General features: G+C 65.9%; 13 protein-coding genes and 3 pseudogenes. 11 read left to right on the top strand and 5 right to left on the bottom strand.

Annotated elements, in window-relative coordinates; translation table 11 throughout:
- The first annotated feature begins 41 nt into the window (after window positions 1-41).
- Together JVH1_RS35175 and JVH1_RS35170 are read left to right on the top strand one after the other, a co-directional pair.
- On the top strand, window positions 42-1,181 hold the full coding sequence (locus tag JVH1_RS35175; protein WP_009473150.1) for a 2-oxo acid dehydrogenase subunit E2: 1,140 nt from the start codon (window positions 42-44) through the stop codon (window positions 1,179-1,181).
- 39 nt (window positions 1,182-1,220) lie between these two features.
- Window positions 1,221-1,472: a DUF3263 domain-containing protein gene (locus JVH1_RS35170; RefSeq protein WP_009473151.1), complete on the top strand. Its 252-nt coding sequence runs from the start codon at window positions 1,221-1,223 to the stop codon at window positions 1,470-1,472.
- 54 nt (window positions 1,473-1,526) lie between these two features.
- On the opposite strand, the gene JVH1_RS35165 is transcribed toward JVH1_RS35170, so the two are convergent.
- Window positions 1,527-2,051 carry a YceI family protein gene (locus tag JVH1_RS35165; RefSeq protein ID WP_009473152.1) on the bottom strand — a complete coding sequence of 175 codons (525 nt, stop codon included), beginning with the start codon at window positions 2,049-2,051 and terminating at the stop codon, window positions 1,527-1,529.
- 562 nt (window positions 2,052-2,613) lie between these two features.
- On the opposite strand from JVH1_RS35165, the pseudogene JVH1_RS35160 reads away from it, so the two are divergent.
- Window positions 2,614-4,365: pseudogene (locus tag JVH1_RS35160) on the top strand (acetolactate synthase large subunit).
- Window positions 4,366-4,499: 134 nt separating this feature from the next.
- On the opposite strand, the gene JVH1_RS35155 reads toward JVH1_RS35160, so the two are convergent.
- Window positions 4,500-4,652 carry a hypothetical protein gene (locus JVH1_RS35155; protein ID WP_157173926.1) on the bottom strand — a complete coding sequence of 51 codons (153 nt, stop codon included), beginning with the start codon at window positions 4,650-4,652 and terminating at the stop codon, window positions 4,500-4,502.
- A 1-nt stretch (window position 4,653) separates the two neighbouring features.
- On the opposite strand from JVH1_RS35155, the pseudogene JVH1_RS35150 reads away from it, so the two are divergent.
- Window positions 4,654-4,768 (top strand): annotated as a pseudogene (locus tag JVH1_RS35150) (malic enzyme-like NAD(P)-binding protein); the annotation flags it as partial.
- Window positions 4,769-5,000: 232 nt separating this feature from the next.
- On the opposite strand, the gene JVH1_RS35145 reads toward JVH1_RS35150, so the two are convergent.
- Window positions 5,001-5,270 carry a WhiB family transcriptional regulator gene (locus tag JVH1_RS35145; protein ID WP_371113069.1) on the bottom strand — a complete coding sequence of 90 codons (270 nt, stop codon included), beginning with the start codon at window positions 5,268-5,270 and terminating at the stop codon, window positions 5,001-5,003.
- Between the two features lie 543 nt (window positions 5,271-5,813).
- Entirely contained in the window at window positions 5,814-6,092 is a 279-nt protein-coding gene (locus tag JVH1_RS35140; RefSeq protein ID WP_009473155.1) for an epoxide hydrolase N-terminal domain-containing protein, read from the bottom strand.
- A gap of 158 nt (window positions 6,093-6,250) precedes the next feature.
- Between JVH1_RS35140 and JVH1_RS35135 the strand changes: the two genes are divergently transcribed.
- From JVH1_RS35135 to JVH1_RS35105, 7 genes and pseudogenes are all read left to right on the top strand, one after another.
- Window positions 6,251-6,364, top strand: coding sequence for a zinc-ribbon domain-containing protein (locus JVH1_RS35135; RefSeq protein ID WP_083849698.1), 114 nt, complete (start codon window positions 6,251-6,253; stop codon window positions 6,362-6,364).
- 135 nt (window positions 6,365-6,499) lie between these two features.
- Entirely contained in the window at window positions 6,500-7,501 is a 1,002-nt protein-coding gene (locus JVH1_RS35130; RefSeq protein ID WP_371113102.1) for an IS481 family transposase, read from the top strand.
- A gap of 81 nt (window positions 7,502-7,582) precedes the next feature.
- Window positions 7,583-7,837, top strand: a pseudogene (locus JVH1_RS35125) (acyl-CoA dehydrogenase family protein); the annotation flags it as partial.
- Window positions 7,838-7,952: 115 nt separating this feature from the next.
- On the top strand, window positions 7,953-8,402 hold the full coding sequence (locus tag JVH1_RS35120; RefSeq protein WP_009473157.1) for a histidine phosphatase family protein: 450 nt from the start codon (window positions 7,953-7,955) through the stop codon (window positions 8,400-8,402).
- Between the two features lie 116 nt (window positions 8,403-8,518).
- Window positions 8,519-8,824, top strand: coding sequence for a hypothetical protein (locus tag JVH1_RS35115; protein WP_009473158.1), 306 nt, complete (start codon window positions 8,519-8,521; stop codon window positions 8,822-8,824).
- Window positions 8,825-8,964: 140 nt separating this feature from the next.
- Window positions 8,965-9,174: a hypothetical protein gene (locus JVH1_RS35110; protein WP_009473159.1), complete on the top strand. Its 210-nt coding sequence runs from the start codon at window positions 8,965-8,967 to the stop codon at window positions 9,172-9,174.
- 59 nt (window positions 9,175-9,233) lie between these two features.
- Window positions 9,234-9,701, top strand: a complete 468-nt coding sequence (locus JVH1_RS35105; protein ID WP_009473160.1) for a hypothetical protein — start codon at window positions 9,234-9,236, stop codon at window positions 9,699-9,701.
- A gap of 576 nt (window positions 9,702-10,277) precedes the next feature.
- Here the strand turns inward: JVH1_RS35105 and zwf are convergent.
- Entirely contained in the window at window positions 10,278-11,819 is a 1,542-nt protein-coding gene (gene zwf, locus JVH1_RS35100) for a glucose-6-phosphate dehydrogenase (RefSeq protein ID WP_043777770.1), read from the bottom strand.
- Window positions 11,820-11,949 lie beyond the last annotated feature (130 nt).

The raw sequence follows: 11,949 nt of genomic DNA, 5'->3' as shown, positions 1-11,949 counted from the left end.
ACCGAGACCCGCACGCACACAGGCCAGGAGCAAACAACACGATGACAACCGAACAACTCGAAGGCACCACGGTGCGGATGCCAGCCCTCGGGGAAAGCGTCGACGAGGGCACCATCACCCGGTGGCTCAAACAACCCGGTGACCACGTCACCGCGGAGGAACCACTGCTCGAGGTCGCCACCGACAAGGTCGACACCGAGATTCCGTCACCGGTCACCGGGATTCTCCAGCGCCACCTCGCCGAGGAGAACGACGCCGTCGCCATCGACGCCGACCTGGCCATCATCACCGAATCCGGCGGCACGGCTGCGGCTCCCGCGGCCCCTCCCATACCGGCACCGACGGCGGATCCTGCACAGACCCCGCCGCCGGTGCCCCCGGCTCCGGCGGCGGTTCCCTCGCCGCCTCCGGAGCCGGACACGGCCACACCCCCGGCCACACTAGGCACCGCTGCGTCGCTGCCGGCGACCGGCTCGACCACCGAAAAACTGCCGCGGATCCGCCGCACGATAGCGAAGCGGATGGTCGAATCGTTGCAGACCGCCGCCCAGCTGACCACGGTGCTCGAGGTCGACGTCACCGCGATCGCCCGGCTGCGGGCCACCCACAAGGACGCCTTCCTGCAGCGGACCGGAATCAAGCTGTCCTTCCTGCCGTTCTTCGCCCAAGCCGCCGTCGACGCGTTGGCCGAGCACCGGGTCCTCAACGCCTCGCTGAACACCGACGTCACCGAGGTGACCTACTACGACCACTGCCACCTCGGCATGGCCGTCGACAGCGCAAAGGGCCTGATGGTGCCGGTCATCCGAGACGCCCAGCAGCTCGGCACCGAGGGACTGGCCCAGGCGATCGCGGACAAAGCCGACAAGGTCCGCACCGGCACGATCACCGCCGACGACCTGACGGGCGGCACCTTCACCCTCACCAACACCGGCAGCCGGGGTGCGCTGTTCGACACCCCGATCATCAACCAACCGCAGACCGGGATCCTCGGTGTCGGTGCCGTGGTCGAGCGGCTGATCCCGTCCCGGCGGGACGGTGAGCTCCGCATAGACGTGCGGTCGATGGCCTACTTGTCCATCTCCTACGATCACCGCATCGTCGACGGCGCCGACGCCGCCCGCTTTCTCACCGCCGTCAAAGCGCGACTCGAAAACGGCTTCACCGCAGATGATCTCTGACAGATATCAGCAACACCCAGCCGGGGACGAGGAGGAACAATGACCCGAGACGATCAGGCCATGCTGGCGTTCGCCACCAAATGGTCCCCATTCGGCGGAGGAGACGAATACATCCTGCCCGAGTTCGGCATCACCCCGCAGGTGTTCTACCAACGCCTTCTGGCGATGGTGACGTCCACAGTGATCAACGACGTCGACTTCTCAACCCGGACATACTTGATGGACTTCTGCTCGAGCAAGCTCGCCCGGCCGGCCTCGAAAAGTGTCGCGGCCGCACACACTGCCGTGTGATCGATCCGCACCGGAATGGTTGCGAGAGATTGCTTGCGCCAACGGATTCGGGTACTACGCGTTCCCGGTTGGCCGAGCGACGAGCGTGATGCCCAGGTTCGCACGACGTGACACTCCGGCCCACGGGCCCAGCATCGGATACACGGTGCGATCCACCGTCGTCTCCGCGGTGATGTCGAGTGTGTCGGCCGCCGCGATCGATCGAAGCTGCAACTGGGCGGGAGCGGTGGTCCCCCGGACCATCACCTCACACACAACTGAACCGCTCGACAAGTCGGCACCGTCGATCGCCACTTCGATCGTGGGGTGCTTGTCCGTGTGGAGATAGTGCGCGGACCGCAGGTGCCAATCACGGGGCCCCAATGCGGTATCGATCCGATCGGCGGCGAGCAGGCCGGTCCCGGTGATGCGGCCGCCGCTGACCGTGATCGAGCCCTCCAGCACCGGGATACGGCCTCGCACCCACATCAACCCGAACGCTTTGGCGCGGAACGTCACCGCCGATTGCTCGGTATCAACGGCATACGTACCGGCGGGAATGGCCGGGGAGGCCGAGGACGCGGAATGGATGTCGGGCATAGGTGGACTCCTTGGGTCGTGTGTCGCCGATCGGGCTATTGCAATATTTGATAACAGTTGAGGTTGATGTGCAAGGTTCGACCGTCAGCTCCTGTGCCCTGCTGGTCCCCACAGCCGATCACGGTCAGTGCGCAGCGATTTCGTCCGACAGCGTCGCCGGTGGGCAGGATGACCACCGGGATCGGGACCAGCAGCAGTGCCGGCGTGCAGACTGCTCACCCTCATGAGTGCTGGTTGCCGGATCTGCCGGTCACTGCATGACTGAGATCACGCCAGGCACGAGAACGCCACGCCGTTCCTCGATCGCCCGCCGGGAGAGCTCACGAGGCCGGAGACCCGGACAACGACACCGCCGCACGATTATCGACGCACCGTATACGGCGCGGTCTGACCCGTAACCGCAATTCGGCGCAGCAAGTACAGCACGGACCCGACTCGAGGACTTCCTGTGCGATCTACCTTTTCCCCTATCCAGCGACCCCTCCCGGCAATTCGCGACACCGAGCCGCCCAGCCGGAATTCCGCCGCTTCCTCCACTGCGCTCCCCGAGCGAATCCACCCGATGCGGATGACCGGCGCTCAAGCGGTGGTGCGCGCGCTCGAAGCGCTGCCCGTCGAGGTGGTCTTCGGCATTCCGGGCGGAGCAATCCTGCCGGTGTACGACCCGCTGATCGATTCCCAGCGGCTGCGTCATGTGCTGGTGCGTCACGAACAGGGTGCCGGACATGCCGCCACCGGGTACGCCCAAGCCACCGGCAAGGTCGGGGTTTGCATGGCAACGTCCGGGCCGGGCGCAACGAACCTGCTCACCCCGCTCGCCGACGCGCAGATGGACTCGGTGCCGGTCGTGGCGATCACCGGGCGGGTCGGGCGCGGGCTGATCGGCACCGACGCCTTCCAGGAAGCCGACATCTGCGGTATCACCATGCCGATCACCAAGCACAACTTCCTGGTCACCGACCCCAAGGACATCCCCCGCACTCTCGCGGAGGCGTTCCACATCGCCGCCACCGGGCGCCCCGGTGCCGTGCTCGTCGACATCCCCAAGGACGTCCTGCAGGCCACCACCACCTTTGCTTGGCCACCGGCGACCAAGCTGCCCGGCTACCGGCCGGTGAGTAGACCGCACGGCAAGCAGATCCGGGCGGCCGCCGACCTCATCGCCGCCGCGAAGGCGCCGGTCCTTTACGTCGGCGGGGGTGTGATCAAGGTTTCCCGTCGTGACGACGCTGATGGCCCGCGGAGCGTTCCCCGACAGCCACCGCCTGCACTACGGGATGCCTGGCATGCACGGCACCGTCGCCGCTGTTGCGGCGCTACAGAAGAGCGACCTGTTGATCGCGCTCGGTGCCCGGTTCGACGACCGCGTCACCGGGGAAGCGGCCTCGTTCGCGCCCGGCGCCCAGGTCGTTCACGCCGACATCGACCCGGCCGAGATCGGCAAGAACCGATTCGCCGATGTGCCGATCGTCGGCGACTGCAAGCAGACCACCACGGCACTGATCGACTCGATACGTTCCCGCCGAGACCAAGGCCGACCGATCGACCTGGCCAGCTGGCGCACCTATCTCGACGGGATTCGCCGGGCCTACCCGTCAGCTACGACCGCCCTCGCGACGGAGCCCTGTCGCCGGAGTTCGTCATCGAAGCTCTCGGTAAGGCCGCCGGCCCCGATGCGATCTACTGTTCAGGCGTCGGCCAGCACCAGATGTGGGCCGCGCACTACATCAGCTACGAAAAGCCGCGTACCTGGCTCAATTCGGGCGGTCTCGGCACGATGGGTTATGCGGTGCCCGCGGCGCTCGGTGCCAAGCTTGGAGCACCCGACCGTGAGGTGTGGGCGATCGACGGCGACGGCTGCTTCCAGATGACCAACCAGGAACTGGCCACCGCCGCGATCGAAGGTCTCCCGATCAAGGTCGCCCTGATCAACAACGGCAACCTCGGCATGGTCAAACAACTCCAGGCAATCCACTACGACGGCCGGTACTCGAACGTCGACCTGGCCACCCATTCCCGCCGCATCCCCGACTTCGTGCAACTCTCCGAGGCGCTCGGCTGCATCGCCTTGCGCTGCGAACGAGAGAAGGACGTCGACGCGGTGATCGCCCAAGCCCGCGCCATCAACGACCGCCCCGTCGTCATCGACTTCATCGTCGGCGACGACGCCCTGGTCTGGCCGATGATCGCCGCCGGCGCCAGCAACGACCAGATCATGGCAGCTCGCGGAATTCGACCGCTGTTCGACGACCACGAGGAAGCCACCGAGACAGCAACCATCAATGAACTGCTGAAAGGGAACGAAGACCAGTAGGACGCCGGTCGCTGACGCGCCGTTCAGTGCCGAAAGCGGGACTACTCGTCGGTTTGCATCGCCAGCACGACAGCGAACGCGGTGATCAGCAAAACTAGCAGAAGCAGCACATTCATCCTGTCCCCCTTGATGTGTCAGAGTGCACCCGTCTGGCTGACCGGTCGTCGGTCGTCGGCGAACATGGCCTCGATCCTCGCTTTGATCTCCGCGGTGCTCATGCCGCCCCTGGACAGCACCAGCGGCCGCGAGGTGATCGAAGACGCCGGAATCATCGACGCTGTGGTCACGCGCGCGGATTTCCCGAATCAGAAACAATGTGCTGGCCTTCCCCGGTGTGTTCCGGGGTGCGCTCGTTGCCAGTGCCCGCCGGATCACCGAAGGTATGAAGCGCGCCGCCTGCCAAGGGCCGGAGGCGGGTTCTTCCCCCCAAGAGCCGCTGCTGCGCAGCGCCACTGGTATACAAGCGCAGCCCCGAACAATTCGGCATCTGAGCCACCTACCAAATACTCAGTACCACAACCACTTACATCAATACTCAGTCCCAAGAATCTCGTAGGGGCGCTCGCGGGTCGATTTCGAGCAACCCCGTGCATTCCAGACAGGATGTGGAAGTTCTCAGGGCGGCGCATCGTCTGTCAGCGCACCGGTTCCTCGACAGGAAGCTCGGCGGGCCGCCCCTCTGTCTGCCGGGGCCGGATGTGCCGTCTGCGGTCGTTCTCGGACATCCCGCCCCACGTTCCGTACGGTTCGGCAACGGCCAGGGCGTACTCGCGGCATTCGGTGAGCACCGGGCAGTCCTGGCAGACGCGTTTGGCGCGCGCTTCGCGCCGCGCCCGGTCCCGACCACGCTCCCCCTCTGGAGAGAAGAACAACGACGACTCGACGTTCCGGCACGACCCCAGCATGCGCCAATCTCCACGATCACGGTCGGCGGGCAGTCCGGTCCGTGGCGTACCTTCACGGCGGGAAGCCGGCACAGTGTTCGGCGCACGAGCGGATATACAAGTCATCGATCGGTCTCACTCATCTCACTCACGGGTATTTGTGCTGCGGACCTGTCACCGCGGTAATCCTTTCGCAAACAACATCCTTCACAATCAGTCCGGACGGTCTCTTTAAGTTCAGGTGCCCAGCCAGAACCTTCGACGAGCGACGGTGATCATTTGCTCGACCAAGCGGCCGCAGCGGTGCCGGCGCGGCGACGTCGAGATACGCGACCAGTGCCCGACAGAACGCTGCGGTGTCCTTCCCGAAATCGGTTCTGATCACCTCGGGAGGGCCGCCGCCGTGGGCGCACCAACGTGGGGCGCGGGCCGAGGTAGAAGTATCGCCCGGCTGCGCGAGTTCGCGACCTCCTCTACCGGGGGATGGGACATGGAACGGCTCCGAATATGCACGTGGAGTGCGCACCTGAGAAGGCTAAAAGTACGGATGAGATGACTTGTGTCCTATTTCGCAACACTGGTTGCTCCATGAAGAAACGGAGTCGGATCTGACCATCGTGTCGTACCCCAGCTCGGGTAAGGTCCGAGGCCGGGCTTGCGCATGAGGTGCACCGGAACCCCGACGACGCTCACCTGGCCGTGCTCGTAGGCGTTGATGGCGGCCTCGGCCCTGCGCCAGTCGTAGCCGTCCCACCAGTAGGCAACCAGCTCACTGAGATTAGTGTCCGGGAAGCCGTAAGACCATTCCCCGTTCCCCTCGTCCAGCGCGAGGGTCCGCAACATAACTGCGAGGTTGTTTGCACGCCGCATCCTTCGACGCCATGACGACCCGAGGTCAGCTTTCAGTCGCTGAGAGGGCACTGTACTTGGTTGTTGAAGGGCACCCAGATCGTAACGGCGATCTCGCCGCGGTCCGCGTCAGCTAAGGGACCAACAAGCCCATTTGGTGGTGCTGCCAGAAGTGTGGGCATGAATGGTTGAGCGCGCCTCGGACGAGAATCCGGTCGACCGGGACAACGAGTTCACAACGGATCATGGGGTGCCCGTCGTGCTGAAAGTTCAGCGCTAGCTGTTGCGGGTCATGACGTTGTAGACGCCCGGCGGAGCATAGGCTGAGCGAAGGGGACGGGCCTTCCGACGGCAGGATGAGAAGTACCACCAACGCATCCGCCGACAGGAAGAACCCGTCCGTGCTCCACCGTAACGCGCCGCTGTCCGTCGAAGGCCGCCGCCGACTCGTCGAACGTTGCCAGACCCGTCCCATCGCCCACGTCGCCGCCGAGATGGGCATCTCCCGCGCCTGCGCCAGCAAATGGGTAACCCGCTTCCGCGAGTTCGGGGAACTGGGACTGCTGGATCGCCCGAGCGTGCCCCACCACCAACCGACCGCCACCCCCACCTCGGTGGTGGCACGGATCGAGAAGCTGCGCCGCGACAAGAAATGGTCGGCCCGCCGCATCGCCCACGAACTGAGCAGTGATGGCACCGCGATATCCGTGCGCACCGTCAGCCGACACCTGGCCCTCCTCGGATTGAACCGGCGCAAGTTCCTCGACCCCACCGGTGAGAGCAACCATGAACCAAGGCGAATCGTCGCCCGCTGGCCGGGGCACATGGTGCACGTGGACGTGAAGAAGGTCGGGCGGATACCGGAAGGCGGTGGCTGGCGTGCCCACGGCAAGGGCTCTGACCAGGCGAAGGCCGTCGAACGCGCCAAGGCTGCCGGAGCCCGCGCCGGATACGTATACCTGCACTCCGCCGTCGACGGGTTCTCCCGCCTTGTCTACACCGAGGCTTTGACCGATGAGAAAGCCTCCACAGCAATCGGATTCATGCATCGAGCCCGGGTGTTCTTCGCTGCACACGGCATCGGCCACATCAATCGGATCGTCACCGACAACGGCTCATGCTACCGCGCGAAAGACTTCGCCAAGGTCCTGCACGGCGCGCGCCACCAGCGGATCAACCCATACACCCCACGGCACAATGGCAAGGTCGAGCGCTACAACCGGATCCTGTCCGAGGAGTTCCTCTACGCCCGAACCTGGACCAGCGAGCAGCAGCGCTCACAAGCTCTCGAAGTGTGGAACGTGCACTACAACTACCATCGACCTCACACTGCCGCCGGAAACCGGCCACCCTCGAGCAAGCTCCACGCCGGTGTCACCAACGTTATGGCCTCATACAGCTAGCAACAGCACGCAAATTTCGGGCCAACAAATGGCATGCGACACTCAGCCACCGACCTGACCCTCTCGAAGACCGACGTCACACAGGGTTACCTCGACCAGTGCCTTCTCGCACACACCCACGGTGGGTTGTCCGCAATGGACGCAGCCAAGGCGAAGTGGTGGTCTGAGGAAATCCAGAACGAGGTCCTCGACTCCTGCGTCCAGCTGCACGGCGGCTACGGCTACATGAACGAGTACCGGATGGCGCGCGCGTGGAAAGACGCCCGGATCACCAAGATCTGGGCCGGCACCAACGAGATCATGAAAGAACTCATCGGCCGGGACCTCGGCCTGTAGCGCAACCGACCTGCAGACGCCAGCAACCCACCCAGGCAAAGACCACAGCCGGGCCCACACGCAGACAGCCAGCGACCACCCGCACACGCACACTCTCGCGAGGGAAGGCCCTGGAATGGTCGTCCTACTCCGGCACGCCCACGCGATAGGAAAGCAGAGCTGGCGCGGGTCCGACGCCCACCGGCCCCTCAGCGCCCTCGGCCAGGAACAAGCCGCCGGCCTCGTCGACACCCTCACCGGCGTGGAGTTACGCGTCCTGTACTGCAGCCCGACCACCCGCTGCCTGGACACCCTCGCCCCGTTGGCCGCCGCCGACGGCCTTGCCATCCACGAGCACCCCCTCCTCGCCCCGGACGCCGCCGCCGACGATTTGTTCGCCGCCCTCGACACCGTCGACCTCACCGGCACCCTGTGGGGCACCGCGCTCGCCGCATGCACCCGCACCGACGGGACACGCGCATTCCCCATCGGTGACACCGCAAAGGGTGGGGCCTGGCTGCTCAATGCCCACACCCCGCCGCGCTACATCGATCCCGATCCGCCACAGGCAGCCACTCGGTCGTGACACACGTCACACCAATCCGGGGTTCGGTCGGCGTAACGCTTCCGGCCCTCCCCGACACCGTTCGAATAGCCGCAGACGCTGGGCCCGCGGCACCCGAATGAGGACCACCGATCACCATGAGCACCACACAGCTCCACCCGAACACCCACCCCGCCACCAGCACCTCCCCCTGGAAGCGACTCGCCACCGCCGCCGCCGCGACCGCCGCACTCGGCCTCGTCCCGGTCGCCGCCGCCAACGCCACCACCGCACCGCCGAACGCCGCGCAGCCCGTCGCCGCCGCCGCCGCCGTCACCCACGACAGCCCACTCGACCGCGACAACGACATGCAACAGCAACACCAGCACGACCGTCAGCGTGACCAGCGGCAGGACCGCCGCGCCGACACCATCGGCCTCGACCAGATCCTGCTCGACGGCTGAAACAGCAGCACCCCGCTGTAGCGCAACCCGGCCGCCCAACACCCAGGGGAACCGAACAGCGCACAGCTGTTCCCCAACCTGGATTGACGGCCCGCATCCGACATCCCCCGCGTTTTTCGAGACCCCGCGAGAAGGCAACCATGAACACCATCGAACCCCCCTCCACCGAGGCGGTCACCACCACGGCAACAACATTCGGCAGCACCGCCGACCTGACCAGCGCGCTGATTCGCGCCGCGACCGCCCACGGTCAACACGAAACGCGCACCGGCACAGCCGATCCGAACTGGCCCGACTGGTACGCCGCCTACATGGTCGCCGAACAGGCAGGGACGGAGCCGCCCCTCTAACCACCCTCCACACCATCGACCGACCCCCACCCCGGCACCACCCCACCAAGGAGAACGTCATGTCCACGATCCACCTGCACCAGACCACCAACGCCACACCGGAACAATTCCTCGACGCACTCACCGACTTCGGGCCCGGCCGCCAGGCGATCTTCGGCAACAGCGCCGACGACCACCTCCAGGTACACGAACTCGACACCACCCACGCCGACGTCACCGAAGGCTCCGGCGGGGCCTGGGAACGCCTGCACTACGACTGGACCGACCCCCACCGCATCGTCATGACGACCACCGACTCCAACCTGTGGGGCGGCAACTCCGGCCACACCTACACCCTCACCCCGCGCCCCGACGGCACCACCGACATCGACGCCGTCGTGGTCCGCAACGGCAAAAACCTCAAAGGACGAGCACTCGCAGCCGTGCTCGGCGCCTTCGGCACCCGCGTCCTGGGAAAGGCGTTCGACAACACCATCGCCGCCATCGAAGCCCGCAACCACACCCCACGAACGGCAAACAACACCTAACCCAGATGGCGCCGTCGAGCACCGCAACCACGGCGCCCGACGGCGCCACCATGTCCGACAGTCCGTAGCAGTGAAGGTAGGCAGGCCGGCGACATCCGCGTCGGGCCCACTGTCACGGTGGCGACGAGGGCGGTGTCTTCGCAGACGATGTCCTCGCCGGTGTTCTGCGCCCTCGCACCGGCTTCCCCGCCTGGGTGGGAGTCTTGTCTTCGGCCGCGGCTCCCGCCGGGGCCGCCGACACCTTCTGCACAGGACTGGGAGTCGTTGCTCCGGCCACGGTTCCGGGTCCGGTCGACGGCTCACCGGCCCCCGCGCGGTCCGGCTTCGTGTCGAGTTTGAGTTGGTCGAGGACCAGCGCCGTAGAGCCTCCTCCCACTCCCACGGTTCGACATGCGCACACCTGACCAATAGCGCCCGAGGAGCATGGTCTGCATCACTATTTTATGTCAATGATCCCCTTGTCCCTGCTCCGCCGGAGCTCGTCCTCGTTGTCGATCGTCGTACTCGTCGGCGGACCTGCAGCCCGAACCCCGGCGCCGCAGAACGGCGCACGGAATTGAGCGGCGGCACCGCGGGTCAGAGCGACCGCCACTCCCGGCCGGTCCGGCTGAGGATTCGTTCCGCAGACTCCGGGCCGGACGCGCCGGACGGATAGTTGTCCGGGCGACCGAGGGCTGCCCAGTGCTCGAGGAGAGGATCGATGACCCGCCAGGACCATTCGACCTCCTCACGGCGAGGAAAGAGGGTGGCGTCCCCGCGCAGCACGTCACAGATCAGCCGCTCGTAGGCCTCCGGCGCCGGGTCGAACACCGACCGAAAGTCCATCCCCAGGCTGACCGGCTGAATGTGCATGCCGCCGCCCGGACGTTTGGCGCCGATGTGCAACTCGATTCCGTCGTCCGGCTGAACCCGGAACACGAGCACGTTCGACACCGCCGCGGCCCGGGCAGCGGGTGAACCATGGGCGGGGGGTGTGAACGTTACCGCGATCTCGGCGGTCCGCCGTGCCAGGCGTTTGCCGGTGCGGATGAAGAACGGCACGCCGGCCCACCGGCGAGTCGCGATGCCGACTGTCAGGGCCGCGAAGGTCTCGGTCGTCGAGTCGGCTGGGAAGCCTGCCTCGTCAGCCAATCCTGTTACGGGAACACCGTTCTCCACCCCCGCACCGTATTGTCCGCGGGCAGATGTCTCCGCGAGCGGTCCGAGGAGTCCGGTGGCGGAGAGGACCTTGATCTTCTCGGCGGCGATGCTGTCGGCATCGAACGCGACGGGTTCCTCCATCGCGATCAACGCCAACAGTTGCAGCAGATGATTCTGGATGACGTCGCGGGCAGCACCCACGCCGTCGTAGTACCCGGCGCGCCCGCTCACTCCGACGCTCTCGGCCATGGTGATCTGCACGTGGTCGATGTGCCGGTTGTTCCACAACGGCTCGAACATTCCGTTCGCGAAGCGTAACGCGAGGATGTTCTGCACCGTCTCCTTCCCCAGGTAGTGATCGATGCGGTAGATCGAGGACGGCGGAAACACCCTTTCCAGCGCGACACCGAGGGTCTGCGAGCTGGCGAGGTCGTGCCCGAACGGTTTTTCCACCACCACCCGGCGCCACCCACGAGCCCCGCGGTGGAGACCGGTGATCGCCAGCTGGTCGCAGACCGTGGCGAACGCGGACGGCGGCACCGACAGGTAGAACACGTAATTGCCGGGCTTACCACGACGGACGTCGAGCTCGGCCAGCCGGGCGGAAAGCCGGGTGAACGCGGCCGTGTCGTCGAACGACCCCTGCACGACGTGGATACGCTCGGCGAGCTCAGCCCACACCGCAGGGTCGAATGGTGTGCGCGCGTGCGCAATCACCGCATCCCGCAGCCGGGCTTCGGTGTGCGCGCCGTCGCGAGCGAAGCCGACGAGATCGAAACCCGGTGGCAGCTGGCAACCGTGCGCGAGGTCGTAGATGGCCGGGACCAACTTCTTGCGTGCGAGATCACCGGTGATTCCGAAGATCACCATCGAGACCGGTTCGGTGACCTGACCACTATTGCCGATCAACGCCTCACCGAGTCCGCCGTCCGAGCCGGCTGCCAGCGGGTCCCTCTCCTGCACTTCAGACACGGTCACTTCTGTTCCCACTCCGTCTTTCGCTCCACCACACGCGCATTCGGACAATGCGTCGAATACCAGTGTCGAAGGCCTGAAGACGGAATGCACTTGGCCGAGCGGCCAGTGACAGCTCCCCGTCCGGTCAGGT

This window comes from Rhodococcus sp. JVH1, assembly GCF_000280725.2.
GTDB classification, from domain to species: Bacteria; Actinomycetota; Actinomycetes; order Mycobacteriales; family Mycobacteriaceae; genus Rhodococcus_F; species Rhodococcus_F jostii_A.
This window is presented reverse-complemented; position numbering and strand designations above follow the sequence as displayed.